This window comes from Sphingobium sp. MP9-4, assembly GCF_005281675.1.
Classification (GTDB): Bacteria; Pseudomonadota; Alphaproteobacteria; order Sphingomonadales; family Sphingomonadaceae; genus Sphingobium; species Sphingobium yanoikuyae.
Genome location: NZ_LUFI01000082.1, coordinates 85,669 through 112,348, shown reverse-complemented (window position 1 = coordinate 112,348; position 26,680 = coordinate 85,669). Strand labels below are relative to the sequence as shown.

At 64.9% G+C, this 26,680-nt stretch carries 26 protein-coding genes; 18 read left to right on the top strand and 8 right to left on the bottom strand.

The features are described from left to right. Both ggt and A0U87_RS23305 read right to left on the bottom strand, forming a co-directional pair. The gene (ggt, locus tag A0U87_RS23310) at positions 1 to 1,710 is read right to left on the bottom strand and encodes a gamma-glutamyltransferase (RefSeq protein WP_048936792.1); all 1,710 of its coding nucleotides are present in this window, start codon (positions 1,708 to 1,710) and stop codon (positions 1 to 3) included. A 70-nt stretch (positions 1,711 to 1,780) separates the two neighbouring features. Then, positions 1,781 to 2,836 carry a quinone-dependent dihydroorotate dehydrogenase gene (locus A0U87_RS23305; protein ID WP_048936791.1) on the bottom strand — a complete coding sequence of 352 codons (1,056 nt, stop codon included), beginning with the start codon at positions 2,834 to 2,836 and terminating at the stop codon, positions 1,781 to 1,783. Positions 2,837 to 3,181: 345 nt separating this feature from the next. On the opposite strand from A0U87_RS23305, the gene A0U87_RS23300 reads away from it, so the two are divergent. The 12 genes from A0U87_RS23300 to A0U87_RS26350 all read left to right on the top strand — a co-directional run bounded on the left by A0U87_RS23300 (position 3,182) and on the right by A0U87_RS26350 (position 11,689). Then, positions 3,182 to 4,126 (top strand): helix-turn-helix domain-containing protein, encoded by a 945-nt coding sequence (locus A0U87_RS23300; RefSeq protein WP_122928491.1) that lies wholly within the window; start codon positions 3,182 to 3,184, stop codon positions 4,124 to 4,126. A gap of 269 nt (positions 4,127 to 4,395) precedes the next feature. Next, the gene (locus tag A0U87_RS23295) at positions 4,396 to 4,806 is read left to right on the top strand and encodes an Rrf2 family transcriptional regulator (RefSeq protein WP_004209390.1); all 411 of its coding nucleotides are present in this window, start codon (positions 4,396 to 4,398) and stop codon (positions 4,804 to 4,806) included. After that, positions 4,803 to 6,287: a Fe-S cluster assembly protein SufB gene (gene sufB, locus A0U87_RS23290; protein ID WP_004209391.1), complete on the top strand. Its 1,485-nt coding sequence runs from the start codon at positions 4,803 to 4,805 to the stop codon at positions 6,285 to 6,287. Before A0U87_RS23295 ends, sufB begins: the two co-directional genes overlap by 4 nt. Positions 6,288 to 6,349: 62 nt before the next feature. Continuing rightward, positions 6,350 to 6,583, top strand: coding sequence for a cytoplasmic protein (locus A0U87_RS23285; protein ID WP_080993525.1), 234 nt, complete (start codon positions 6,350 to 6,352; stop codon positions 6,581 to 6,583). A 35-nt stretch (positions 6,584 to 6,618) separates the two neighbouring features. Further along, complete coding sequence (locus A0U87_RS23280) at positions 6,619 to 7,074, top strand: hypothetical protein (protein WP_048936865.1); 456 nt, start codon at positions 6,619 to 6,621, stop codon at positions 7,072 to 7,074. A gap of 7 nt (positions 7,075 to 7,081) precedes the next feature. Next, complete coding sequence (gene sufC / locus A0U87_RS23275; protein WP_048936788.1) at positions 7,082 to 7,843, top strand: Fe-S cluster assembly ATPase SufC; 762 nt, start codon at positions 7,082 to 7,084, stop codon at positions 7,841 to 7,843. Next, positions 7,840 to 8,592 carry a SufD family Fe-S cluster assembly protein gene (locus A0U87_RS23270; RefSeq protein WP_048936787.1) on the top strand — a complete coding sequence of 251 codons (753 nt, stop codon included), beginning with the start codon at positions 7,840 to 7,842 and terminating at the stop codon, positions 8,590 to 8,592. The genes sufC and A0U87_RS23270 overlap by 4 nt, the downstream gene beginning before the upstream one ends. Continuing rightward, complete coding sequence (locus A0U87_RS23265) at positions 8,589 to 9,794, top strand: cysteine desulfurase (RefSeq protein ID WP_122928494.1); 1,206 nt, start codon at positions 8,589 to 8,591, stop codon at positions 9,792 to 9,794. Before A0U87_RS23270 ends, A0U87_RS23265 begins: the two co-directional genes overlap by 4 nt. Next, positions 9,791 to 10,252 carry an SUF system Fe-S cluster assembly protein gene (locus tag A0U87_RS23260; protein WP_010335502.1) on the top strand — a complete coding sequence of 154 codons (462 nt, stop codon included), beginning with the start codon at positions 9,791 to 9,793 and terminating at the stop codon, positions 10,250 to 10,252. The genes A0U87_RS23265 and A0U87_RS23260 overlap by 4 nt, the downstream gene beginning before the upstream one ends. After that, on the top strand, positions 10,252 to 10,614 hold the full coding sequence (locus tag A0U87_RS23255) for an iron-sulfur cluster assembly accessory protein (RefSeq protein WP_017503694.1): 363 nt from the start codon (positions 10,252 to 10,254) through the stop codon (positions 10,612 to 10,614). The genes A0U87_RS23260 and A0U87_RS23255 overlap by 1 nt, the downstream gene beginning before the upstream one ends. A 23-nt stretch (positions 10,615 to 10,637) precedes the next feature. Then, positions 10,638 to 11,453: an epimerase gene (locus tag A0U87_RS23250; RefSeq protein ID WP_048936785.1), complete on the top strand. Its 816-nt coding sequence runs from the start codon at positions 10,638 to 10,640 to the stop codon at positions 11,451 to 11,453. A 77-nt stretch (positions 11,454 to 11,530) separates the two neighbouring features. Further along, positions 11,531 to 11,689 carry a hypothetical protein gene (locus tag A0U87_RS26350; protein ID WP_004209402.1) on the top strand — a complete coding sequence of 53 codons (159 nt, stop codon included), beginning with the start codon at positions 11,531 to 11,533 and terminating at the stop codon, positions 11,687 to 11,689. Positions 11,690 to 11,753: 64 nt separating this feature from the next. Here A0U87_RS26350 and A0U87_RS23245 read toward each other — a convergent pair whose 3' ends face one another. Both A0U87_RS23245 and A0U87_RS23240 read right to left on the bottom strand, forming a co-directional pair. After that, positions 11,754 to 12,689: an EamA family transporter gene (locus A0U87_RS23245; RefSeq protein WP_234415689.1), complete on the bottom strand. Its 936-nt coding sequence runs from the start codon at positions 12,687 to 12,689 to the stop codon at positions 11,754 to 11,756. Next, entirely contained in the window at positions 12,679 to 13,704 is a 1,026-nt protein-coding gene (locus A0U87_RS23240; RefSeq protein WP_048936784.1) for a beta-eliminating lyase-related protein, read from the bottom strand. Before A0U87_RS23240 ends, A0U87_RS23245 begins: the two co-directional genes overlap by 11 nt. A gap of 154 nt (positions 13,705 to 13,858) precedes the next feature. Between A0U87_RS23240 and A0U87_RS23235 the strand changes: the two genes are divergently transcribed. Beyond that, on the top strand, positions 13,859 to 14,950 hold the full coding sequence (locus tag A0U87_RS23235; RefSeq protein ID WP_004209406.1) for a branched-chain amino acid aminotransferase: 1,092 nt from the start codon (positions 13,859 to 13,861) through the stop codon (positions 14,948 to 14,950). Positions 14,951 to 15,050: 100 nt separating this feature from the next. Continuing rightward, a complete protein-coding gene (locus A0U87_RS23230) occupies positions 15,051 to 16,259 on the top strand; it encodes a UbiH/UbiF/VisC/COQ6 family ubiquinone biosynthesis hydroxylase (RefSeq protein WP_137406045.1) in 1,209 nt (402 codons plus the stop codon). A 33-nt stretch (positions 16,260 to 16,292) separates the two neighbouring features. Here the strand turns inward: A0U87_RS23230 and A0U87_RS23225 are convergent, their stop codons facing one another. Together A0U87_RS23225 and acs are read right to left on the bottom strand one after the other, a co-directional pair. Beyond that, on the bottom strand, positions 16,293 to 16,805 hold the full coding sequence (locus A0U87_RS23225) for a cytochrome b (RefSeq protein ID WP_137406044.1): 513 nt from the start codon (positions 16,803 to 16,805) through the stop codon (positions 16,293 to 16,295). Between the two features lie 118 nt (positions 16,806 to 16,923). Further along, a complete protein-coding gene (gene acs, locus A0U87_RS23220) occupies positions 16,924 to 18,867 on the bottom strand; it encodes an acetate--CoA ligase (RefSeq protein ID WP_017502732.1) in 1,944 nt (647 codons plus the stop codon). A gap of 152 nt (positions 18,868 to 19,019) precedes the next feature. Between acs and A0U87_RS23215 the strand changes: the two genes are divergently transcribed. Further along, complete coding sequence (locus tag A0U87_RS23215) at positions 19,020 to 19,691, top strand: glutathione S-transferase family protein (RefSeq protein WP_004209410.1); 672 nt, start codon at positions 19,020 to 19,022, stop codon at positions 19,689 to 19,691. Positions 19,692 to 19,712: 21 nt separating this feature from the next. Here A0U87_RS23215 and A0U87_RS23210 read toward each other — a convergent pair whose 3' ends face one another. Continuing rightward, a complete protein-coding gene (locus tag A0U87_RS23210; protein ID WP_048936781.1) occupies positions 19,713 to 20,870 on the bottom strand; it encodes a GGDEF domain-containing protein in 1,158 nt (385 codons plus the stop codon). A gap of 92 nt (positions 20,871 to 20,962) precedes the next feature. Further along, positions 20,963 to 21,847, bottom strand: coding sequence for a LysR substrate-binding domain-containing protein (locus A0U87_RS23205; RefSeq protein WP_004209412.1), 885 nt, complete (start codon positions 21,845 to 21,847; stop codon positions 20,963 to 20,965). Positions 21,848 to 22,184: 337 nt separating this feature from the next. Here A0U87_RS23205 and A0U87_RS23200 point away from each other — a divergent pair, with 337 nt between their 5' ends. The 3 genes from A0U87_RS23200 (at position 22,185) to A0U87_RS23190 (ending at position 26,465) form a co-directional block, all read left to right on the top strand. Further along, entirely contained in the window at positions 22,185 to 24,473 is a 2,289-nt protein-coding gene (locus A0U87_RS23200) for a CDC48 family AAA ATPase (protein WP_170978461.1), read from the top strand. Positions 24,474 to 24,613: 140 nt separating this feature from the next. Then, positions 24,614 to 25,261, top strand: coding sequence for a methyltransferase domain-containing protein (locus A0U87_RS23195; protein ID WP_010335491.1), 648 nt, complete (start codon positions 24,614 to 24,616; stop codon positions 25,259 to 25,261). Between the two features lie 100 nt (positions 25,262 to 25,361). After that, on the top strand, positions 25,362 to 26,465 hold the full coding sequence (locus A0U87_RS23190; RefSeq protein ID WP_048936779.1) for a helix-turn-helix transcriptional regulator: 1,104 nt from the start codon (positions 25,362 to 25,364) through the stop codon (positions 26,463 to 26,465). Positions 26,466 to 26,680: the final 215 nt, after the last annotated feature.

Genomic DNA, 26,680 nt, shown 5'->3' with positions numbered 1-26,680 from the left:
TTATTCCTGCAGCGATACGCCGGGGCTGCGCGGGTCGGCGGCGCCGATCCAGTGGCCGTCGGCGGTCCGCTCGGCGGCATTGGCCTTGAGGCCCAGGCGCGAGATGGTGACGCGGTGGCCCAGTTTTTCCAGCGGTCCCTTCATCGCTTCCAGCGACGTGCCCTGTTCCAGCACCAGCCCGTCACCATTGAAGAATTCCAGCCCCAGCGCGATCGAATCCTGCGCCGACAGGCCCCAGTCGAAATGGGCGATCAGCGCCTTGGCGACCTGCATGATGATGGTCTTGCCGCCGGCGGCGCCGACGGTGAAGATCGGCATGCCCTTGTCGTCATAGACGATCGTCGGCGACATCGACGATAGCGGTCGCTTGCCCGGTTCCACCCGGTTGGCGACCGGCGCGCCATTTTTCTCGGGCGTGAAGCTGAAATCGGTCAGCTCATTGTTCAGCACCACGCCATTGGCGACCAGCTGGCTGCCGAAGAAGCTCTCGATCGTCGACGTCCAGGCGGCGATGTCGCCATTGCGGTCCACCGCGACGAAATGGCTGGTGCCGCTTTCCGGCTGGGGCAGGGCGCTGGTGCGCGGCTGCGCCCCGGCGGGCAGGCCGGGCTTATAGGAATTGAGCGCCTTGTTCAGCCGGATCTCGCCCGACCGCTGCTTCAAATAAGCGGGATCGATCAGCCCGGCGATCGGCACATGGACGAATTCGGGGTCACCCAGCCAGGTGTCACGGTCGGCATAGGCCAGCTGCATCGCTTCGCCGATGACGTGCCAGGAGCGCGGATCATCCTTGCCCCACTGCGCCAGCGGGAAGCGCTCGACCATGCCCAGCACCTGCAGCACGGTGATGCCGCCGGCCGACGCCGGGCCCATGCCGCACACCGTATAGACGCGATAGTGGCCGCATACCGGCTTGCGCTCCTTGACCTGGTAATTGGCCAGATCGTCGGTCGTCATCGGCACCGGATTGCGGGGCGCATTGGTGACCGCCTTGGCGATCGCCTGCGCATTCTCGCCCAGATAGAAGGCGTCCGGCCCTTCCGCCGCGATCCGCTTGAACAGGGCGGCGAGCGGCGGGTTCTTCAGCGTCGTGCCGACCGCCGGCAACTGCCCGTCGATCCAGTAATAGCTGCGGATCTCGGGGAAATCGGCCCAGATATTCTGCAACGCCTTCAGCGCCGTGGCGGTGCGCTCGCCCAGCTGGAAGCCATCGTCGGCCAGCCGGATCGCGGGCTGGAACAGGTCGGCCCAGGGCAGCTTGCCCCATTTCTTGTGGGCTTCCCACGCCATGCGCAGATTGCCAGGCACGCCGACCGAATAGCCGCCCGGCCAGGCCTGGACGAAGGGCAGGGGCTTGCCGTCGGCGCCCATGAAGCGGTCGGGCCGGGCAGCGGCCGGCGCGGTCTCGCGCCCGTCGATCGATTCCAGCACGCCGCTCGCGCCATCATGATGCATCAGGAAGCCGCCGCCGCCGATGCCACTGTTGTGCGGCTCGACCACATTCAGCGCCAGCATCATCGCGATCGCCGCGTCGGTGGCGCTGCCGCCCTTGCGCAATATTTCCTGCCCTGCCGCGGCCGCGCGCGGATCGGCGGCGGACACGGTGGCATTTAACGCCACCGGCTCGCGCGCCAGTACGGTCGCGGGCGCCAGGGCAAGGGGGGCAATCAGGGCGAAGGGGGCCAGCAGGCCGGTCAGGCGGGAGGTCATGGCCGGCACCCTAAAGCTCGCATTTCGTTTCGCAACCCGTCTTGTTTCGATCATGTCCGGGAAGGACGGATCAGGCGTCGATCCCCACCACGTCGCCGATATGCCGCACGCCATCGTGCGCCATCAGCGCCTTCAGGCCATCATTGATCCGCCTGGCGAGATAGGGGCCTTCATAGACCAGCGCGCTATAGACCTGCACCAGCGAGGCGCCGGCACGGATGCGGGCATAGGCCTGCTCCGCATTGGCGATGCCGCCGACGCCGATCAGCGGCAACCGGTCGCCCAGCAGCCGGCGGAAATCCTTGAGCTTGCCTAGCGACAGGTCGGTCAGCGGCGCGCCCGACAGGCCGCCGGTCTCGCTCGCATGGGGCGATTGCAGCGCCGGGCGGGTGATGGTGGTGTTCGACACGATCAGCGCGTCGATCCGATGGTCGATGCAGGCGGCGGCAATATCCTCGATATCGGCCGGCTCCAGATCGGGGGCGACCTTCAGGAAGATCGGCGGGCCACCTTCGGGCCGTGCCGCCATCACCGCGCCCAGCAGATCGTCCAGCGCTGCCCGGCCCTGCAGCGCGCGCAGCCCCGGCGTATTGGGCGAGGAGATATTGACGGTCAGATAATCGGCCAGCGGCGCCATGCAGGTAACGCCGGTGGCATAATCGGCATTGGCGCGCCCGGCGGCCGTCGCTTCCTTGTTCGCGCCGATATTGATGCCGATCACCGGACCCTCACCCACCGGCCGGCGATAGCGGGCGATGCGGTCGGCGGCGGCGCCCTGGCCGCCATTGTTGAAGCCGAAGCGATTGATAACGGCCCGGTCCTCGACCAGCCGGAACAGGCGCGGCTGGGGATTGCCCGGCTGTGCCAGCGGGGTCAGCGTGCCCAGTTCGGCAAAGCCGAAGCCCAGCCCATGCATCTTGTGCGCGACCCGGCCATCCTTGTCATAGCCCGCCGCCAGACCCACCGGATTGGGAAAGGCGATGCCCGCCACCGTCTGCGCCAGCATCGGGTCGGCCTTCAGCGGTGCCGGGGTCGGCATCATCCGCAGCAGCGCGATCGACAGATTATGGGCGCGCTCGGCATCGAGCGCGAAGAAGAAGAGCGGACGGATCAGGCGATAGGACATGGCCGCGCTATGCCAGCGGTGCCTGCGCAGGTCGAGTCGTGTTGCGTTATTGCAACAACATATTCCCTTGCGTCATTTCATGACAGAAAACGTCATGAATGCGATCCTTTTCGGTCGTCAGATGTCCGATCTGTCCAATAATCTTCCACCGATTCGGGCTTAAAGCCGTCTTGCGACCCGAAGGCTCTAGGCCATTTTGGCTGATGAGACCTTTTCCTGACCCGGCAGTGAAAGCTGCCGGGTCATTTTTTTGTTGCAACGCTGTGGCGAAAAATCGTCATGGTGACGTCATGGCTCTTGCACGGTCGTTGGCCGCGCTCATAATGCCGCCACTGGGGTGAAACTATGGGGCCGCAACATTGGGATCTGCCGCTGAGTGCGGCGCGGGGGGTGGTGCCGGATAATCGCGGGCCATTGTCCTATTCGGTGGATGCCGAACAGGGCCCGGTCCGCTTGCGCTATTTCACCCCGCCGGAAAAGGTCCGACCCTATTTCGGCTCGCTCTACATATTTTCCGTGGCGGCAGACCATTATGCCGACGTCACCCGCGCCGATGTCGCGCAGTTGCGGCTGATGCTGCGGGGCGATGGGCGCTATCATTTCCAGGATGGATCGGTGCAGCGGCCCCCCGTCGTCGGCCTGATCGGCCCCACGCAGGGCGCGACCCGCTTCGAACTGGATGCGCCGACCCGGCTGCTGGGCGTGTCGCTGCTGCCGGCCGGCTGGCTGGCGCTGCATGGCGGCGACGCCGACAAGCTGGCTGATGGCCTGTGCGATCTGGCGGCGGAGCGGGATGACGGCTTTCTCGACCTGCTCGCCCAGTTGCAGCGCATGGAGGATGGCGACGCCATGGCCGCGCTCACCTGGTCCTTCCTCGCCGAACGGATCAAGCCGCTGCCCGAAGCGACCTGGGCGATCCTGCGGGCGATCGACAGCTGGCTGATCGGCGAAGGATCGCCGCGGATCGAGGTGCTCAGCGAAATGACCGAATTGTCGCCGCGCCAACTCGCCCGCATCACCAACAAACTCTATGGCGCCCCGCCCAAGCTGCTCGCCCGCAAATATCGTGCCCTGCGCTGCAGCGCGCGGATCGCGCTCGACCATGAAAGCTGGCAGGCCCTGTGCGACGATGGCAGCTTCTACGACCAGTCGCATTTCATCCGCGAGATCAAGCATTTCATCGGCATGACCCCGCACCAGCTTCAGACCGAGCCGACCGCCGTGGTCCAGCTCACTCTGCTCCGCCGCACACTGGGCGGCGATGTCGCGGTGCTCAACCGGCTGAGTTGATCGCTATTTGGAATGCGCCTTTGGCGTATCTGTACCGGCCTTCAAACGAGGCACGCGACTCGTTTGAACCCCACCCGGCCGCCCATCAGGGTATCATGTCTGGGCGGCCGGGTGGGGGTGTGGGCTGGTGCGGCTCTGAAAATGCGCTCTTTCGCGCATTTTCCAAACAGACTCCCAAGGTAGGAAAAATGCCTTGATTCCGGGGGCGAGTGGGACCACATGCCCAATCGGATTGATTCGATCCGATTTGAGAATGGTTCGCAACACGCATGAAATTATCGAGCTTTGCCGATTATGCCGTCGTGCTGATGTCTGCCGCCGCCCGCCACTGCGGTGCGGCCAAGATGAACGCGACCACGCTCAGCGCCGAAACCGGCATCCCGCTGCCCACCGCGCAGAAGCTGGTGAGCCGGCTGTCGGCGGCGGGTCTGCTCGAATCGAGCCGGGGCACCGGTGGCGGCGTGCGTCTGTCGCGCCCGCCCGCGACGATCACCCTGGCGGACGTGGTGGAGGCGGTCGAAGGCCCCATCGCCATGACCGCATGCAGCGAACAGGGGGCGCATGACTGCAATCTGGAACAGGATTGCCGCATCCGTCCGCACATGAATCTGGCGAACAACGCGATCCGCGAAGCGCTCGCGAACGTGACCATCGCCAGCCTGACACGAGAAATGGCATGACTGAAGAAGTGAGCACCGTCCGTAATCAGGAAGCGCTGGAGGCCGCCGAGCGCGCCTCCACCTATGAGCATGGCTGGTCGTCGGCGATCGAGCAGGATTTTGCGCCCAAGGGCCTGAACGAGGATACGGTCCGCTTCATCTCGGCCAAGAAGAACGAGCCGCAATGGTTGCTCGACTGGCGCCTGAAGGCCTTCGCCATGTGGCAGAAGATGGAAGCGCCGGACTGGGCCAAGCTCAACGTCCCGCCGATCGACTATCAGGACGCCTATTATTACGCCGAACCCAAGAAGAAGGTGGAGCTGGATTCGCTGGATCAGGTCGATCCCGAGATTCTTGCCACCTATCAAAAGCTGGGCATTCCCATCGCCGAGCAGGAAATGCTCGCCGGCGTGAAGGGCAGCCGCAAGATCGCGGTCGACGCCGTGTTTGACTCGGTCTCGGTTGCCACCACCTTCCGCAAGGAGCTGGAGGAAGCGGGCGTCATCTTCCGCTCGATCAGCGAAGCGGTGCGCGAATTTCCCGACCTCGTAAAGAAGTGGCTGGGCAAGGTCGTGCCGATGCACGACAATTATTTTGCTACCCTGAACTGCGCGGTCTTCTCCGACGGCACCTTCGTCTACATCCCCAAGGGCGTTCGCTGCCCGATGGAGCTGTCGACCTATTTCCGCATCAATGCGGAAAATACCGGCCAGTTCGAGCGCACGCTGATCGTCGCGGATGATGGCGCCTATGTCTCCTATCTCGAAGGCTGCACCGCGCCGATGCGCGATGAGAATCAGCTCCACGCCGCCGTGGTGGAACTGGTCGCGCTCGACGATGCGGAGATCAAGTATAGCACCGTCCAGAACTGGTATCCCGGTGACGAGAATGGCAAGGGCGGCATCTATAATTTCGTGACCAAGCGCGCGCTCTGCCAAGGTCGCAATAGCAAGGTCAGCTGGACCCAGGTGGAAACCGGGTCCGCCATCACCTGGAAATATCCGTCCTGCGTGCTGAACGGCGAGAATAGCGTCGGCGAATTCTACTCGGTCGCGCTTACCAACAATCTGCAGCAGGCCGACACCGGCACCAAGATGATCCACAATGGCAAGGGCAGCCGCTCGACCATCGTGTCGAAGGGCATCTCGGCCGGCCGCTCCAACAACACCTATCGCGGCCTCGTGCGCGTCGCGCCGGGTGCGGAGGGCGTGCGCAACTTCACCCAATGCGACAGCCTGCTGCTAGGCGACCAGTGTGGCGCCCACACCGTGCCCTATATCGAGGTGCGCAATCCCAGCGCCCAGATCGAGCATGAGGCGACCACCAGCAAGATCAGCGACGACCAGCTCTTCTACGCGATGCAGCGCGGCCTGGATCAGGAAAGCGCGGTCAGCCTGATCGTCAACGGCTTCGCCAAGGAAGTGCTGCAGCAACTGCCGATGGAATTCGCTGTCGAGGCGCAGAAGTTGCTGGGCATCAGCCTGGAAGGCAGCGTGGGGTGACAGGGGCGTCGGATGCAGTGGCTGCCCGGCTTGCTGAGCTAAAGCGACAGGGTGGAGCCGAGGTGGAGGCGCATGTTCATAGCGCTAATCATCGGCAGGAGCTGGAAGCCAGTAATGTGGCTGGTTGCTTTTACTGCTGCACCAATTTCCCTGCTGCCCGGATAGATGATTGGGTGGATGATGGCGGCACAGCCATGTGTCCGGAATGCGGTATTGATTCTGTGATCGGCGATGCCTCCGGTTTCCCCGTTTCGGATGAAGCATTTCTCAAGCGGATGCATAGCATCTGGTTTTGACGATCGATGAATTTGAGATTTTGAAGGACGGACAATTGAGCGACGAAGACGATATCCAGGATGCCCTCGCCGATTTCGCGGAGGATGTCGGCAATGGCCAGGCATGGACCGCCGCGATCCGCATCCTGACCGAGGATTATGAGCTGGAAGACGGCGAGTTGCAGACCCGCGCCGTCAAGGATTTCGGCGATCTCGACGCCTATCAGACCGAATGCCGCGATGCGCTGGAGAAGGGCGACGTCGCCATGACCGAGAAGCTGCGCACCGACAAGGCCTTCCACAAGGCGAAGGCACCCAACCTTGCCCGCATGGGCCCGGTCAGCGAATTCGTCGTCGCGCTGCTGGAAAAGGGCGCGCCCGAACCGGACGCCGACTGGTGGCCCTATATGCCGATCAAGCGCCATATCGACACGCTCTTCCCCGCGCCGGGCGACGTGCGCGACATGGCCTTCTGGACCGCGCGGACGCTCCAGCGCGCGCACAAGGACTAAAGACAAGATGCTGACGATCGACAATCTCACCAACGAAATCGACGGCAAGGCGATCCTCAAGGGCCTGTCGCTCCAGATCAATGCGGGCGAAATCCACGCGATCATGGGGCCGAACGGCGCCGGCAAGTCGACCCTCGCCTACACGCTGGGTGGCCGTCCGAACTATGACGTGACCGGCGGCACCGCGACCTTCGAGGGTGAAGACCTATTCGCCATGGACCCGCATGAGCGCGCCGCTGCCGGGCTTTTTCTGGGCTTCCAATATCCGGTCGAGATCCCCGGCGTTTCCAACCTGCAGTTCCTGCGCGAAAGCCTCAATTCGCAGCGCCGCGCGCGCGGCGAGAAGGAGCTGAACGGCGGCGAATTCATCAAGCTGGCCAAGGAAAAGGCCGGACTGCTGGGCCTCGACATGGAAATGCTCAAGCGCCCGGTGAATGTCGGCTTTTCCGGCGGTGAGAAGAAGCGCGCCGAAATGGTGCAGATGGGGATCCTCGATCCCAAGCTCGCGATCCTCGACGAAACCGACTCGGGCCTCGACATCGACGCGCTCAAGACCGTCGGCGCGGGCATCAACGCGATCATGCGCAAGCCCGACAAGGCGGTGCTGCTGATCACCCATTATCAGCGCCTGCTCGACTATGTGAAGCCGGACTTCGTCCATGTTCTGGCCGCCGGCCGGATCGTCAAGTCGGGCGGCCCGGAACTGGCGCTGCAGCTCGAAAGCGAAGGCTATTCAGAAGTGCTTGGGGCCGAGGTGACCGCGGCGTGACCCTGCTTGCTCTCCCCACGCGCAAGGATGAAGCCTGGCGTTACAGCGATCTTGACGCACTCGCCGCTGCCTGGCCGGTGCCGGCCGCGACCCGGATCACGGTGGCGGAGGGCGAAAGCGCGCATGGCCATCTGCTGCAGGAGGCGGCCGATGGCGCGACCGCTGTGCATGACTATGTCATTGATATCGCGGACGGTGCCCGGTTCGATTTCCATCTGCTCAACATCGGCGGCAAGCTTGGACGTGTCACTTTCGCTGTCACGCTTGGCAAGGGCAGCCATTTCGAGCTGAACGGCGCGATCATCGGCGGTGGCGAGCAGACGCTGGAGATCATCACCAGCGTCACCCATGCCCAGCCCGACGCGACCAGCGGCCAGACCGTCCGCTCGATCCTGGGCAGCCATGCCACCGGCAATTATCTGGGCAGCATCAATGTCGCCCGCGATGCCCAGCGCACCGACGCTTTCCAGTCGATCAAGGCGATGCTGCTGGACCGCACCGCCACGGCGAACGCCAAGCCGGAACTGGAAATCTATGCCGACGACGTGAAATGCGCCCATGGCGCGACCGTCGGCGAACTGGACAAGCAGGCGCTCTTCTACATGGCCTCGCGCGGCATGGACCCGGCGACCGCCAAGACGCTGCTGCTCAAGGGCTTCGTTGCCGGCGTGTTCGACGATGTCGCGCAGGACGATCTGCGCGAACAGTTCGAGGCGGCGGCGCTCGTCAAGCTGGAGACGCTGGTATGACCGATCTCGCCCAAGGCTTGCGCCTGCGGGACGATTTCCCCGGTGTCGGCGACTGGCATTATCTCGACAGCGCCGCCACCGCGCAGAAGCCGACGGCCGTGATCGACGCGATCGCCCGTGCCTATGGCCCGGACTATGCCACCGTGCATCGCGGCGTCTATGAACGCTCGGCCAATATGACGCTCGCCTATGAGGCCGCCCGGCGCAAGGTCGCCGGCTTCATCGGCGCCGCGTCGGACAGCGAGATCGTCTATGTCCGCGGCGCGACCGAGGGCATCAACCTGGTCGCCCAATGCTGGGCTGGCACGCAGTTGAAGGCCGGCGACCGCATCCTGCTGTCGACCCTCGAACATCACAGCAATATCGTCCCCTGGCAGATCGTCGCCGAAAAGGTCGGCGCCCAGATCGACGTGGTGCCGCTGACGGATGATGGCCGGATCGATCTCGACGCGATGCGCGCAATGATCACGCCGCAGCACCGCATGGTCGCGCTCGCCCATGTGTCGAATGTGCTCGGCAGCGTGCTCGATTGCCGCCGCGCTGCCGACATCGCCCATATGGTCGGCGCCAAGATCCTGATCGACGGTTGCCAGGCGGTCCCCCGCCTCGCCGTCGATGTTCAGGCGCTCGATTGCGACTTCTACGTCTTCTCCGCGCACAAGCTTTACGGCCCGACCGGCATCGGCGTGCTGTGGGGCCGCAAGGAACTGCTCGACTCCATGCCCCCCTATCAGGGCGGCGGATCGATGATCGACAAGGTGACGTTCGAAAAGACCACCTATGCCCCCGCGCCGACCCGGTTCGAGGCAGGCACGCCGCATATCGTCGGCGTCGTCGGCCTGTCCGCTGCGATCGATTATGTGCAGGGCATCGGCCTCGACACCATCCACGCCCATGAATGCGCCATGGTGGCCAAGGCCCGCACCGCGATCGGCCAGATCAACAGTGTGCGCGTCTTTGGCCCCGAAGATTCGGCCGGCATCCTTTCTTTCGAGGTGGAGGGGGTGCATCCGCACGATGTCGGCACCATATTGGACGAAACGGGTGTCGCGATCCGCGCCGGCCATCATTGCGCCCAGCCGCTGATGCGGCATTTGGGCGTCGAGGCGACCGCACGGGCCAGTTTCGGCATCTATAGCGACGACAGCGACGTGGATGCGCTGGTCAAGGGCATTGAACGGGTAAGGAAGATCTTCGGATGACCGAGGAAAAGAAGTTCATGGTGGAAGAAGTCGACGCGGTGGAAACCCCGCCCAAGGCGCGCGTGGAAGAGGCGGAGGCGGCTCCGCGCCAGCGCGACTATCTCGACGGTTTCCTGGCGCAAAAGCCCAGCGAAGTCGCGGCCGGTGAGCCGGGCGGCGATCTCTATGACGGCATCATCGATGCGCTGAAGGAAATCTTCGACCCCGAAATCCCGGTCAACATCTATGACCTCGGCCTCATCTACGGCGTTGACGTCACCAGCGACGGCCATGCCGTCGTCACCATGACGCTGACCACGCCGCATTGCCCGGTCGCCGAATCCATGCCTGGCGAAGTCGAACTGCGCGTCGGCGCGGTGCCCGGCGTCGGCGATGTCGAGGTGAACCTGGTCTGGGATCCGCCATGGGATCCGGGCAAGATGTCGGACGAAGCCAAGCTCGAACTGGGAATGCTCTGATGACCGAGACGACCACCAAGACTCGCGCCCGCCCCGCGGCCGTCATGCTGACGCCCAGCGCCGAAGGCCGCATCGCCGAGCTGATGGCGCAGGCGCCCGAAGGCGCGATCGGGGTCAAGCTGTCGACCCCCAAGCGCGGCTGCTCGGGCCTTGCCTATTCGGTCGACTATGTCACCGAAGAAGCCAAGTTCGACGAGAAGATCGAGACCCCCGGCGGTGTCCTTTACATTGACGGTGCCTCGGTCCTCTATCTCATCGGTTCGACCATGAACTGGGTCGAGGATGATTTCACCGCCGGCTTCGTCTTTGCCAATCCCAACGCCAAGGGCAGCTGCGGCTGCGGCGAGAGCTTCACGGTCTGATACCAGTTCAGGGGAGGGCGCCGATGCTGCACATGCTGATCCTCGGCATGGGCTATAGCGCCTCCCGCCTCGCCGCGCGGCTGCGCGCCGAGGGCTGGCAGGTCACCGGCGTCCGCCGCAGCGCCGATGCCCAGGCGATCGCCTTCGACGATGAACCCGCCGTTCGCGCCGCGATTGCCGGCGCCACCCATATCCTCTCCTCCGTCCCGCCCGAGGGCGAGGATGACCCCGTCCTCACCCGCTATGGCGCCGCGATCGCCGCCGCGCCGGCGCTCTGGGTCGGCTATCTTTCCTCGACCGGCGTCTATGGCGATGCGGCCGGCGCCTGGGTCGACGAGGCAAGCCCTGTGGGGCAGGGGCGCCGCACCGCCCGCGCCCGCGCCGATCTCGACTGGGGTGCCTTGCGGCCCGATGTCCGTCGCTTCCGCCTGCCCGGCATCTATGGTCCCGGCCGCTCCGCGCTCGATCGCGTCCGGGCCGGCAAGGCGCACCGTGTCGCCCTGCCCGGACAGGTGTTCAGCCGCGTCCATGTCGACGATATCGTCGGCGGCATCATCGCCGCCTTTGACGGCCCGCCCGGTGCCTATAATCTGGCCGACGACCGGCCCTGCGCCCAGAATGACGTGATCGCCACCGCCTGCGAACTGCTGGGCCAGCCGCTACCGCCGCTGCTGTCGCTGGAACAGGCCGACCTCTCGCCCCAGGCGCTGGCCTTCTATGCCGAAAACCGCCGTGTCGCCAATGGCCGGGCGCGTCGGCTGCTTGATTGGAAACCTCTTTACCCCACCCATGTCGAAGGTCTAAGGGCCTGTCTTGTGGAAGAAAATCAGCCTTGCTGATCGGTTCGTCGCATGGTTTACGCCCCGTTAACCAGCGTGCGCCGAAAGCGGGATTACCGCATCAACAAGGGTGTGTCATGACCAGCATCGACAAGACTGTTTCCACGCTCGGTGACCGTATCAACGCCATGTCCGTGCCCGATCGCGCGGCCCCCGCGCCGGAATCGCTCAGCAGCCTGATCGCCCGCCTCAACATGGCCAAGCTGCGCTACCAGCCCGGCGGCGTCAGGCTCTAGAATCATAGAATAGAGCCTGATTCACGCCATCGGTGAAAGCGCGAAGCGCTTCCACCTCAGGCGATCAGGCTCTGGTCTTGGCCCGCAGCGCGATCACCATCCCGGCGATCGCCAGCAGCGCGCCCGGCACGGCCAGCCCGCTCCAGCGATAGCCCTCCACCACCGTGGAGATCAGCATCGCGATCACCGGGATTAGTACGCTGGTATAGGCGGCCCGACCCGCGCCCATGCGCTGGATCAGTCCGAAATAGAGCGGGAAGGTGACGACCGATCCCGCCAGCGCCAGCCAGCCTATGCCCAGCAGATAGCCGATCCGCGGCTCGATCACCGGTGGCCCGGTGGTGATCCAGGCAAAGGCGGCGTCGATTCCCGCGCCGATCAGCATCGCCCAGGCCAGCACCGCGATCATCGGCAGCCGGCGGGCGATCTCCATGCCCTGCATCACATTGGCGGTCGATGCGCTCATCAGTCCGGCACAGGCAAAGGCTGCGCCCAGCACCACCTTGTCCGGGTCGATCCCGGCAAAGCGATATTCATGCACCAGCATCATGGCGATGCCGGCCGTCGCGATCACCGACCCGCCGATGAAGGCCCGGCTGACCGGCTGGCGATGGAAGATCCAGGCCAGGATGCTGTTGGGGATCAGCAGCATCGCATAGACCACCGCCACCACGCCGGACGTCAGATAGACTTCGGCGCGATAGACGAAGTTGAAATTGAGCACGAACTGCGCCGTGCCGAGCAATGCGGCAAAGACCAGGCCGCTCCGCCCGATATTGAGCGACACGCCGCGCATCCGCGCGAACGCGGCCATCGCAAGGCCCGCCAGCAGGAAGCGATAGCAGACCGACCAGCTGGCCGGCACGCTGCCCAACTGGTCGCGGATCACGATCCAGGTCGAACTCCAGATCAGGGTGACGAGTATGAAGGGCAGGGCGATGCCGCCCCGCTCCATCCCGCCCCGCTCCATCCCGCGCCGTGCCCTGTCGTCAGGCGTCATGATGCCCCAATGCCCGGATCGCGGCGGCCAGCGGCGCGACGCTCTGCGCATCCTGGGACCAGTTGGTCACCAGCCGCGCTGCACCTTCGCCCCAGTCATAGAAATCGAAGCCCTGCGCGCGCAGCGTCGCCGCTTCCGCCGGGGTCAGCCAGACGAACAGCTCATTGGCCTCCACCGGGTGCATCAGCCGCCCGGCCGCGGCCTGCGCCAGCGCCTGCGCTGCGCCATTGGCGGCGCGGGCATTGTCCAGCCACAGCCCGTCCTCGACCATCGCCAATATCTGCGCGGCGAGGTAGCGCCCCTTGGAAAAGAGATGGCCCGCCCGCTTGCGCCAGCGCGCCGCTTCCGCTGCCCGCGCCTCGCGTTCGGGGCCGAAGAACAGAAGCGCCTCGCCCACCATGCCGCCATTCTTGACGCAGCCGAAGGAAAGGATGTCGATCCCCGCCCGCCAGGTGACATCGGCCGGCGCGCAGCCCAGATGCGCCACCGCATTGGCAAAGCGCGCGCCGTCCATGTGGAAGCCCAGCCCATGGGCCTTGGCGATCTCGCCCAGCGCCGCGACCTCGTCCGGCGTATAGACCATGCCATATTCGGTCGCATTGGTGATGCTGATCGCCCGTGCCGGCACCTGATGCACGTCGGGGCGGATCGCCTTGAGCCTTGCCTCCACGACATCGGGCAACAGCTTGGCGCCGACGCCGGGCAGCGCCATCAGGCTGGCGCCATGGGTGTAGAAGCCCGGCGCGCCGCATTCGTCGACCACGATATGCGCTTCCTCATGGCAGATCACCCCGCCATAGGGCGGGCACAGGCAGGCGAGCGCGATGCTGTTGGCCGCCGTGCCGGTAGCGATCCATTGCGCCTTCACCGGCGTTTCGAACAGGTCGGAAAAGGCGCCGTCCAGCCGCGCGCTCCACGCGTCGCCGTCATAGCCATGGTCGGCATGGTCCGCGCCGGCGATGGCGGCCATCACCTGAGGGCAGATCGGGGTGGCATTGTCCGAAAAGAAGTGCATGGCGCATGCGATACAGGGCGCGCGCTGGGACGGGAAGAGGCCAGCGACAGCGCCTTGGCTCTTTATTCCAAAATTGGTCAGTATATATGACCAATTGTTTCGCGGGGCCGGATGTGACATAGGCGCCCCCGTCCAACGCATAAGGAGACTCACCATGGACGTCGAACAGAAGTCGCGCTTTACCGTTACCCCCAGCAGCAAGGCTGTGGCGGCGGACGCGCGCGCGGTACTTCTGGAGGATCCGGGCTTCGGCCGGCTCTTCACCGACCATATGGTCACCATCCGCTATACCGAGGGGCAGGGCTGGCACAGCCACAGCGTCGGTCCGCGCGAGCCGTTCCAGCTCGATCCGGCCTGCGCCGTGCTCCATTATGCCCAGGAAATCTTCGAAGGGATGAAGGCCTATCGCCTGGCCGACGGCAGCGTCGCCATGTTCCGGCCGGAGGAAAATGCCCGTCGCTTCGCCGAGTCCGCCGAACGCATGGCGATGCCGGCGATCCCGGAAGACATGTTCCTCGAAGCGGTCGAGCAGCTGGTGAAGATTGACGCGGACTGGATCCCGTCGGGTGAGGGCAGCCTCTATCTGCGCCCCTTCCTGTTCGCCAGCGAAGCCTTCCTGGGTGTGCGCCCGTCGAACGAATATATTTTCTGCGTCATCGCCTCGCCCGCCGGCGCCTATTTCAAGGGCGGCAAGAAGGCCGTGACCCTGTGGGTGTCGGAACATTATACCCGCGCCGCGCGCGGCGGCACGGGCGCTGCCAAGTGCGGCGGCAACTATGCCGCTTCGCTGGTCGCGCAGAAGGAAGCGATCAAGCATGGTTGCGACCAGGTCGTCTTCCTCGACGCCGCCGAGAATAAGTGGGTCGAGGAACTGGGCGGCATGAACGTCTTCTTCGTCATGGATGACGGCTCGATCGTCACCCCGCCGCTGACCGGCACCATCCTGCCCGGCATCACCCGCAACTCGATCATCAGCCTCGCCCGCGCCAAGGGGCATGAGGTGCGCGAGGAGCCATACAGCTTCGCCCAGTGGCGTGCCGACGCCGCCAGCGGCAAGCTGCGCGAGGCATTCGCCTGCGGCACCGCTGCGGTCGTCACGGCGATTGGCACGGTCAAGAGCACCGACGGCGATTTCACCGTCGGCAATGGCGATGGCGGCCTGGTCACCGAAAGCCTGCGCGCCGAACTGACCGGCATCCAGCGCGGCAGCGTGGCCGATCCGGCCGGCTGGGTCCGCACTCTTTGATCTAGAGCCGCTCACCTGAGACAATTTGTCGCCCCCGCTTTCACCCCGAAAGCGGGGGCGATGCTTTTCAAAGCGCTCGCAAGCGCCTAGACAGATGCCCATGCAACGCTTCGACGTCGTCATTCTTGGTGGGGGCCTGGTTGGCCTCACCCTGGGCATCGCTCTTTCGCGCCATGGCGTGCAATGCGCCGTGATCGATCCGGCCGACCCCGTGCAGGCCACGGCCGCCGGTTTTGATGGCCGTGTCTCGGCGATCAGCTCGACCAGCCATGCCATGCTTCAGGCGATCGGCGTTGGCGCGCATCTGGAGGGCAAGGGCTGCCCGATCGACCGTATCTGGGTCAGCGACGGGCTGGAGCCGGGCGCGCTCGATTTCGTGCCGGACGCGGATGATGGCGTGATGGGGACGATGTTCCCCAATCGCGACCTGCGCGTCGCGCTGGCGCAGACCGCCGCCGAGGTCGAAAACCTCACCATCTTCCAGCCCGATCGCGCCGTCCATGTCGATCGCAATGCTGATGGCGTCACCCTGACGCTGCAAAGCGGTGCGACGATCCACGGCGCATTGCTGGTCGCGGCGGAAGGGCGCAACAGCCCCACGCGCGAGGCGGCGGGCATCAATACCACCCGCTGGCAATATAAGCACACCGCCATGGTCACCGCGATCGACCATGAGGTGCCGCACGCCAACACCGCCTATGAAATCTTCTATGTCGGCGGTCCGCTCGCGCTGCTGCCGATGCTGCCGGGCACCCGATCCGCCGTGGTGTGGACCGTGCCCACCGATCAGGCGCCGGCGATGCTCAAGCTGTCGGAACGCGCCTGGCTCGCCGAAATGCAGAAGCGCATCGGCGGCTTCCTGGGCGAGATCAGCCTGGCCGGCCCGCGCTCCTCCTATCCGCTCGGCTTCCATCATGCCGCGCGCATCACCGACACCCGCGTCGCGCTGGTCGGCGACAGCGCCCATGCCATCCACCCGATCGCCGGACAGGGCCTCAATCTCGGCTTCCGCGATGTGGCGGCGCTGGTCGAAGTCTTGGTCGAAGGCATGCGCCTCGGCCTCGATCCGGGCGATGCGCAGGTGCTTGCCCGCTATCAGCGCTGGCGCGGCCTCGACACGATGACGACCAGCGTCGCGATGGATGGCTTGGTCCGCCTGTTCGACATTCCCGGCAAGCTGCCCTCGCTGGTCCGCCGCGCCGGTCTTGCCGCCGTGCAGCGCACCAGCCTGCTCAAGAACCGCTTCATGGCCGAAGCCCGCGGCCAGTCCGGCGCCCTCCCGCGCCTGCTCGCCGGCGAGATGGTGTAATATTCCTCCCCGTGCCGGGGAGGAATGGGTCAATCACAGCATCCGCCGCAATACCCCGTCCTTCAGCATGAAATGGTGGCGCAGCGCCGCCAATATGTGGACGATGATGAGCGCGCTCCACAGCCAGGGGATCAGCTCGTGCGCCTCGTGCGATATGCCGACGATCGCATCGCCCTTGGCCACGCCGAATTTCGGCACGTCGAACAGGAAGAACCAGTTCAAGGGCCGCTCGCCCGCCGACGACATGATCCAGCCGGACAGCGGCACGATCAGCATGAAGGCGTAGAAGGCGAAATGGGTGAGGTTGGCGGCCAGCTTCTCCCAGCCCGGCATCGCGGCCGGCAGCGCCGGCGGCTTGTGCCCCAGCCGCCAGACGATGCGCAGGATCGTCAATGCCAATACGGTCAGACCGATCGACTTGTGGACCGGCATCATCTTCCATTCCTTGGGCAGGCTGTCATGGGTAAAGCCCAGCCACAGATTGACCAGGATCAGGATCGCGATGATCCAGTGCAACAGGCGGGCGACGGACGTGTAACGGGCCATGGGCTGCTCCTTTTACGGAAGTCTCGCCTGGGCCCTGCGCGCGCTACCCCGCCCGCACGGCCCAGCTATGTCGAAAGGATACGCACGGTGGCGATAAGGTCCTTATCCGGCGTGTCTTTTATCCCTGACGATTGGCGACCAGATTATCCACAACCGACGGATCGGCAAGTGTACTAACGTCCCCCAGCGCCTGCGCTGACACTTCGCCCTCGGCGATCTTGCGCAGGATGCGGCGCATGATCTTGCCCGAACGCGTCTTGGGCAGGCCGGGCGCGAACTGGATCGCATCGGGCGTGGCGATCGGGCCGATCTCGGTCCGCACCCATTTCACCAGATCCTTGCGCAAATCGTCGCTCGGCTCCTCATTCGCGTTCAGCGTCACATAGGCATAGATGCCCTGGCCCTTGATGTCGTGCGGGAAGCCGACCACCGCGGCCTCGGCGACGCTTTCATGCAGCACCAGCGCGCTCTCGACCTCGGCCGTGCCCATGCGATGGCCCGACACGTTGATGACATCGTCGACCCGGCCGGTGATCCAGTAATAGCCGTCGGCGTCGCGCCGCGCGCCGTCGCCGGTGGTATATTTGCCGGGGAAGGTGGTGAAATAGGTCTGGAAGAAGCGGTCATGGTCGCCCCACACCGTGCGCATCTGGCCCGGCCAGCTGCCCGCGATCACCAGATTGCCTTCGGTCGCACCCTCCTGCACCGTGCCATCGCCATCCAATATCTGAGGAATGACGCCGGGCATCGGCAGGGTGGCGCTGCCGGGCTTCAGGTCGGTGGCGCCAGGCATCGGCGCGATCATCGCGCCGCCGGTCTCGGTCTGCCACCAGGTGTCGATGATCGGACAACGGCCTTCGCCGATCACGCTATGATACCAGCGCCAGGCTTCCGGATTGATCGGCTCGCCGACCGTACCCAGCACGCGCAGCGAGGCGCGGCTGGTCGAATGCACATAATCGTCGCCCTCCTTCATCAGCGCGCGCAGCGCCGTGGGCGCGGTGAAGATGGTGTGGACCTGATGCTTGTCGACCACTTCCCAGATGCGCGCCGGGGTCGGCCAGTTGGGCACGCCCTCATACATCAGGGTCGTCGCGCCGTTCGCCAGCGGGCCGTAGACGATATAGCTGTGGCCCGTGACCCAGCCGATGTCGGCGGCGCACCACCAGATGTCGCCGGGCCGATAGTCGAAGCACAGTTCATGGGTGAGGCTGGCCCACAGCAGATAGCCGCCGCTCGTATGCAGCACGCCCTTGGGCTTGCCGGTCGAGCCGGAGGTGTAGAGGATGAACAGCGGGTCTTCCGCATTCATCGGTTCGGGCGGGCAGTCGACCGATACCTGCGCCGCGGCTTCATGCAGCCAGATGTCGCGCCCCTCCCGCATCTGCACCGCGCCACCGGTCGCCTGCACGACGATCACCTTGTTGACGCAGGGTGCTTCGGCCAGTGCGGCGTCGACATTGGCCTTGAGCGGCACGGTCTTGCCGGCCCGGCGCCCTTCGTCGGCGGTGATGACGATGGTCGAATCGCAATCGACCAGACGCCCGGCCAACGCCTCGGGCGAAAAGCCGCCGAACACGACGCTGTGGATCGCGCCGATCCGCGCGCAGGCGAGCAGGGCAAAGGCCGCCTCGGGGATCATCGGCATATAGACGGTGATCCGGTCGCCCTTCCGCGCGCCCGCGTCCTTTAGCACATTGGCAAGGCGGCAGACTTCCTCATGCACCTGCTTGTAGGTGTAGCGGCGCACATCGGCGTCCGGGCTGTCGGGTTCCCAGATGATCGCGACCTGGTCGCCGCGCTCGGCCAGATGCCGGTCGATGCAGTTGGCGCTGACGTTCAGTTCACCGTCGGCGAACCATTTCACGCCGAAATCCGCCTCGTGGAAGCTGCTTTCGTCGGCCTTGGTCGGCGGCGTGATCCAGTCCAGCCGCTGCGCCCGCTCCAGCCAATAGGCGTCGGCGTCCTCGATCGAGCGTGCATAATCGGCCGCGCGGCCTTCCCGGTCCAACAGGGCCTGGGCGGCCCATTGGGAGGGAACCGGGAAGAAATCGTCAGACATCCAGCTATCCTTTCCTGTGCGCTAAATTCCATGCGCTTGCAGCAGGTTGTAGGAGGCGCGCAGCACGACTTAAAGGGGCGATGCGCGTTTCGCCGCGTTTCTGTGTTTTTGCGCCTTTCCCGGCGCGCGGCCCCGGCCTAACAGAAGATCATATGTGGCAACTTTTCCAATTCCCGCTCTGTCCCTTCTCCCGCAAGGTCCGTCTGCTGCTTGGCGAGAAAGGCATCGGCTATGATCTGGTGCGCGAATCTCCCTGGGAAATGCGCGACGAGTTTCTGGATCTCAATCCGGCCGGCACCACCCCGGTGGTCGTCGATCAGGAAAAGGGCGTCACGCTGATCGACAGCCAGGCGATCTGCGAATATTTCGAGGAAACGGTCGAAAAATTCCCGCTCATCTCCGGCACGGCTGCCGGGCGCGCGGAAGTGCGGCGCCTGACCGCCTTTTTCGACCAGAATTTCTACGGCGATGTCGTCGGCCCGCTGCTGCATGAGCGGATGAAGAAGCGGCTGATCGAGCGCGTCTCGCCCGACGCCCGCGTCCTGCGCGAAGCGATGCGCCGGGCCAACGTCCATATGGACTATATGGACTATCTGCTCGACCATCGCAGTTGGATGGCCGGCGGTACGCTCAGCCTCGCCGATATCGCGGCGGCGGCGCATCTGTCGGTGGCGGATTATCTGGGCGGCATCGACTGGGCCGGGCATGAGCCGGTCAAGCGCTGGTATGCCGGCTTCAAGTCACGCCCCTCCTTCCGTCCGCTCCTGTCCGAACGGATGGAAGTCATCACCCCGCCGACCCATTATGAAAAGCCCGATTTCTAAAGGGCACGGGCACGAAGCGGCCTAGTCCGCTTCGGCCGCCAGATAGACGCGGTTGCGGCCATGTTCCTTGGCCAGGTAGAGCGCCCGGTCGGCGGCCTTCAGCGCCGCGCGCGGGTCGTCATAGGCCAGGACATTGGCGACGCCGGCGGAAAAGCTCACCCGCTCCATCCGCTCGCCATTGGTGCGGTTGACCAGGCTGCGATTGGCCAGATCCTCGCGCACCGCATCGACCGCCTCACAGGTCTCGGCCGCCGTCTTGCCGCGAAACAGCATGACGAACTCCTCGCCGCCATGGCGAGCGACATGGCAGCGGTCATCGGACGCTTTGGCCAGCAGCCCGGCGACGAATTTCAGCACCCGGTCGCCGGTCTCATGGCCATGGGTATCGTTGACCAGCTTGAAATGGTCGATGTCGCAGAAGGCGACCGACAATTGCTCGTCGCCTTCCTTCGCCAGCTTCAGTTCCTCGCGCAGCACGCCCTCGAAGGCGCGGCGATTGGGCAGACCGGTCAGATGGTCATGCTCGGCGGCGCGACGCGCGGTCTCCAGGCTCGATTTCAGCGCCTGGGTCTGCTTCTGGTTCTCGCGCAGCTGGGTTTCGACCTGGCGGGTCTTTTCCACCATCGACCGGGTCAGGCTGACCAGCCGTGCCAGGATCGGCTCATTGTCGGCGCCGGCGGCCAGGCCCTTGGCCTGTTCCTGCAATGCCGCGCCATAATCCTTGGCCGAATTGCGGGATTCGGTCATCAGCCCGGTAAATTCGTCCAGATTTTCCTCGACCTTGTCGAGCATGGAGGCGAGCGCGTCGGGCGTCACCTCGTCCGAGCGCTGGCTGGCGGCGAGCGATTCCATCCAGGCGTTGCTGATCTTGCCGCGCTCCATCAGCACTGCCTGCACCGCCTTTTCCACGCCGATGCTGGCGCCGGTCAGATAGTCGAGCGCGACGCCGAAATTAAGCGGCGTCAGGTCCAGATCATGGGCGAATAGAAATTCGCCGATCTCCTCATAGAGACGTCGGCGGCGATTAATCTCGCGGCTGGCCGCACTGCCGGCGCGCGCGCGCGGTTCGCTCTCCACCTGCGGTTCGTCCGGCTTGCCGGACAGGCCACGGGCCCAGCGGGAAAGGCGGTCGGTCAGCCCATGGTGCGAGCCGGCGGTGGATGTGGTTGATCCAGTCATGCCGCTTATAACGGAGGCGCCCGATCAAGGTTAAGGGAGCGCTCGGCAAAAGTCGCAGGGATTTCAATCCATGCCGCTTTTTCTACGTGGATTCAGATATTTGCCGCCACCAGCCAATCGCGGAAGATGCGCACCGACCGGGTCTGCAACGCGCGCGGGCGACAGACGAAATAATAGCGATAGGGGCTGTCGCAGCGTATATTGGGGAACAGCCGGATCAGGCGGGGGTCGCCCGACTGTTCGAAATGGCTGGCATGCATGACCGCCACGCCCAGTCCCTGGGCGGCGGCTTCCAGCATCAGCTGCCCCGAATCATAATTGTCGATCGCCAACGGCTGCAGGTCGGGAATGCCCGCCACGTCCTTCCACGCGTCGAAGGAAAGGGCCATGTCGCGATGCAGCAGGATCGTCTGCTGCGCCAGTTCGCTGGGCGATGCCAGCGCATTGGGGCCCTCCACCATTTCGCGCCGGCCGATCAGATAGACCTGCTCATGGTCCAGCTCATAGGCATAGAGCGCCGGGTCGATATCCTTGCTGGCCAGCACGATCGCCGCGTCCAGCCCTTCGCCCAGCCGCGCGACCGCATGGGGTGTCGTCTCGATGTCGATATGCAATTGCGGATGCTGCTGGCGCAGCCGGCCCAGATGCGGGAACAGGCGCTGCGTCGCGAACAGCGGCATCACCGCCAGGCGCAGGCGCAACTGGTTGCCGCCGCTCTGGATATTCTCCAGGGCCTGGCTGAGCGAATCCAGCGCCGGGGCGATGTCGTCGAGCAGCCGCTGGCCTTCGGAATTGATCTCCAGCGCCTGATGCTTGCGGTCGAACAGCGGGCGTCCGATGAACCGCTCCAGCGCTTGGACGCGACGGCTGAGTGCCGGCGTCGACAGGGCGAGTTCTTCGGCAGCCGCCTTGACCGAGCCAAGACGGGCAACCTGAACAAAGGCCTCCAGGGCCGTAAGAGGCGGCAATCTGCGCATAATCGTCAAATTCTATAAGCCGGTCCGCTGCGTCGCATCATCTGTCATTATCGAACGGCGCGCTTCCCCGGTTCAAGCATCCTGACCTGCAATGAGCAGGAAAACGCGGCAAATGGCAAGATGCAAAAATTGCAACCACCCGATTCTTTTCGCACTTGCAAAATTACCTGCTGCAGCGCACATAGGAAAGGCCTTTCAGGCATCCTCTCCTATAAACTTTCCGGGCTGGCGCTTGCGCCGGCCCTTTTTTTGTTCCGGGCATAACGAAGCACGGCCCCTTTCCCTCACCCCCGGCGTTACCTATCTTCGTTTCGCAACCAAAAGGACGGGGATGACCATGGCCGATCAGGACAGCAGCGGACGCAGGATTCAGGTCGCCAATGCGCGGCCGGAGGATGCCGGGCGCGGTTTGGCGCGGCTTCCGCTGACGGTAATGGCCGAATTGCAACTGGCCGAAGGCGATGTTGTCGAGATTGTCGGCAAGCGATCGACTCCGGCGCGGGTGGTGCGCCCCTACAAGGAAGATGAAGGTCTGGACGTGCTGCGCCTGGATGGTTTGCAGCGCGCCAATGCCGGCGTCGGCTCGGGCGACTTCGTCCAGTTGCGCAAGATCGATCCGCGTCCGGCCCAGCGCGTCGTGTTCGCGCCTGCACAAAATAATCTCCGTCTCCAGGGCAATCCCGATGCGCTGAAGCGCGTTTTCTTTCAACGCCCCCTCGTCGCGGGCGATGTCGTCGCCACCGCCGGCCAGCAACAGGTGCCGCCCGGCGACATGCCACCCCATCTGCGCCAGATGCTGGCGGCGCCGGCCTATGCGCTCCAGGAAATCCGCCTGATCGTGGTGTCGACCGTGCCCAAGGGCATCGTCCATATCGACGCCGAGACCGAGGTGGAGCTGCGCGCGGAATATGAGGAGCCGCGCGAATCCCGCCGCGCCGACGTCACCTATGATGATGTCGGCGGCATGGCGGAAACGATCGACCAGCTGCGCGAGATGGTCGAACTGCCGCTGCGCTATCCCGAATTGTTCGAGCGGCTGGGCGTCGATCCGCCCAAGGGGGTGATGCTCCACGGCCCGCCGGGCACCGGCAAGACCCGGCTGGCCCGCGCCGTCGCCAATGAATCGGAAGCCGAATTCTTCCTCATCAACGGACCCGAGATTATGGGTTCGGCCTATGGCGAGTCGGAAAAGAAGCTGCGCGACATTTTCGAGGAAGCGGCCAAGGCGGCGCCCTCCATCCTCTTCATCGACGAGATCGACTCGATCGCGCCCAAGCGTGGCCAGGTGACCGGGGAGACGGAAAAGCGCCTCGTCGCCCAGCTTCTCACCCTGATGGACGGGCTGGAGCCGCGCACCAATCTGGTCGTCATCGCCGCCACCAACCGGCCCGAGGCGATCGACGAGGCGCTGCGCCGGCCCGGCCGGTTCGACCGCGAAATCGTCGTCGGCGTTCCCGACGAACGCGGCCGGCGCGAAATATTGGGCATCCATACCCGCGGCATGCCGCTGGGCGACCGGGTCGACCTCGCCGAACTGGCGCGCATGACCTATGGCTTTGTCGGCGCCGATCTCGCTGCGCTGACCCGCGAGGCCGCGATCGAGACGGTGCGCCGGCTGATGCCTCGCCTCAATCTGGAGGAAGGCATGATCCCGCCCGACGTGCTGGAGGATCTGTCCGTCACGCGGGAAGATTTCCTCTCGGCGATCAAGCGGGTCCAGCCCTCGGCCATGCGTGAAGTGATGGTGCAGGCGCCCAATATCGGCTGGGCCGACATTGGCGGCCTGGACGATGCGCAGATGCGGCTCAAGGAAGGGGTGGAACTGCCGCTCAAGGATCCCGACGCCTTCCGGCGCCTGGGCATCCGCCCGGCCAAGGGCTTCCTCCTCTATGGTCCGCCGGGCACCGGCAAGACCTTGCTGGCCAAGGCGGTCGCGCGTGAGGCGCAGGCCAATTTCATCGCCACCAAGTCGAGCGACCTCCTGTCCAAATGGTATGGCGAGAGCGAGCAGCAAATTGCCCGCCTGTTCGCCCGCGCGCGTCAGGTGGCGCCGACCGTCATCTTCATCGACGAACTGGACAGCCTGGTCCCCGCCCGTGGCGGTGGCCTCGGCGAGCCGGCGGTGACGGAGCGGGTGGTCAACACCATCCTCGCCGAAATGGACGGGCTGGAGGAATTGCAGTCGGTGGTCGTCATCGGCGCCACCAATCGGCCGACCCTGGTCGATCCGGCGCTGCTGCGCCCCGGCCGCTTCGACGAACTCATCTATGTGCCGGTGCCCGACCAGGCCGGCCGCAAGCGCATCCTGGCGATCCATACCAAGAAGATGCCGCTGGCGTCCGACGTCGATCTGGATCAGCTGGCGGCCCGGACGGAGCGGTTCACCGGCGCGGACCTGGAGGATCTGTCCCGCCGGGCCGGCCTGATCGCGCTGCGCCAGTCGCTGCGGGTCGAAGCCGTCACCATGGCCCATTTCGAGGCGGCGCTGGAGGAAACCCGCGCCTCTGTGACGCCGGAAATGGAGCGGGAATATGAGCAGATCCAGGCGACCTTGAAACAGAGCGCGATGCAGGTCGATCCGATCGGCTTCATCGCGCCCGGCATGCTGCGCGCCCGCGAACGCTGATGGACTTGGGATAAGCGCGCGGCCGACGGTGGGTGAACCCATCGCCTGGCCGCGCGTTCTATCCCGTGGCGCGCAAAGCCGCTTGCCAGCGGACATCAATTTTGCGAGGCCGATTCTGTTAGTCAGTCAGGCGGATTTTGATGGCCTCCCTACCGTTCAAAGACAAGAAGACCAGGATTTCGACGCGCGGTGGCAGCCGCTCCTTCCGCAGCCAGTGGGCCATGTTCTTCCGCCAGTTCATGAAGCATCCTGGCATGATCGGTTCGGTCATCCCCTCCTCGTCGCAACTGGTCGCGCGCTCGCTGGACGGCGTCGACTGGGCGCGGACCCGCCTGTTCGTCGAATATGGTCCGGGTGTCGGCACCTTCACCCAGGCCATTCTCGATCGCATGCACCCCGACGCGATCCTGCTGGCGATCGACCTCAATCTCGATTTCGTCGCCTATCTGGAGGATGCGATCGACGACCCGCGCCTGCGCGTCGTTCATGGCTCGGCCGCCGACGTGCGCCGCTTCGTCAAGGAAGCGGGCTATCAGAAGGCGGATTACGTCCTTTCGGGCCTGCCCTTCTCCACCCTGCCGGCGGGCGTGGGCGAAACCATCTGCGAAGAGACGCGCGCCGTGCTGCGGCCGGGCGGCAGCTTCATCATCTACCAATATTCGCGCTATGTCCGCCGCCTGATCGACCCGCTGTTCGGCCAGGTCAGCGACGAACTGGAATGGCGCAACATTCCCCCCTGTCGCCTGTTCCGCGCGGCCAAGGACGAAGCGCTGGCCCAGGCGGCCTGATCTGTATTAATATCTGGCAGAAATTACGTAATTCAGCCTGCTGCGCGTTTGACTCCGCGATCGACTTGAGCAACCAATTGCTTGGGGACAAGGGGGTTATATGGCGTCTTATTACGCCGAAGGCAGCGACCCGTGGGCCGACCTCTTTCTGTCGGCTGCGCTGGAGCCGCATCTGTGGGATCAGGCGATCCGTGCGATGGCGCAGGCGACGGGGTCGCGCCATGGTCAGTTGATCGGCTTTGGCCATGGAGCTGCCGGCTTCAACTGGATCAGTGATGTAGAGCCGGATATTGTCGACAAGTCGGCAACCATCGATGGGGCCGCGCCCGATCTCAATTTCCGCGTCGCGGCCGATCAATTGTCCGGGCGCCCCGAAATCGTCCACGAAGCCCATTATGACATCGCCCGGCAGAGCCTGCGTTCTGCCGACTATCTCGATCTGTGCAGCGATTATGATATTTTCGACGGCTGCCAGACCCGGCTTTTCGCTGGTCCCGACATGATGATCGGCCTGGCGCTCTTGCGTGGTCGCAAGGATGGCCGGACCGATCAGGACCAGCGCGACCTGTTCGCCCATGTCGCTGGCCATGCCCGCAACGCCGTGCGGTTGCAGCGCGCGATCGAGCATCAGGGATTCGCGCTGCTGGCCGGCACGTTCGAAACCATGGACCGCGCCTGCTGGCTGCTCGACGCGACGGGGCGGGTAGGGGGCATGACACCGCGCGCCGAAGCCCTGCTCTCCACCAGCCGACTGCGGGTCGGTGATGGCTGGTTGCAGAGCGAACGGAGCGACGAGACGCGCGCCATCCTGCGTTCGGTCCGGGCCGTGGTCGACGCGCCCGCGCGGGAGGCTGATCCGGTGGCGCTGGCCGACGCGGATGGGGGCGTGGGCATCATGCTGGAATTTTTCCCGCTGCCGTCCCGGCCCTGGTCGCTGCCCTTCGCGCCGCATGCGATCATCGTCGCCCGCGTGGGCGCGCCGACCGAGCGCCATGTCCGCCTGCTGATGCGGACCTTCCGCCTGACCCCGGCTGAAGCGGATATCGCCATCCATCTGGCCGCGGGGATGAGTCGTGCCGATATTGCCGCGCGGCGCGGTGTTTCGGCGGAGACGCTCAAGGCTCAGTTGCGCTCCATCTATGACAAGACGGGCTGCAACCGGGAATCGCAACTGGTCCGCATCGTCGGGATGATGAGCAGCTGAGTTACGGATTTTATTGCGAAAATTACGCAATTTACCCCCAATGGGGTATGCGTCAGCCGCGCAAAAAGGCTAAGCGAATCGATAAGGCAGGACCATCTTGCCGGCCGACGGCCGATCCATATGCGACCCATGGGTCGGCCGCCGGCAACCGCTCCCTGCCACCTTCCCGCTTCGTCAGGGTTCCGTCCCGCGACATTTTCGTGCTAAGCCGCTGC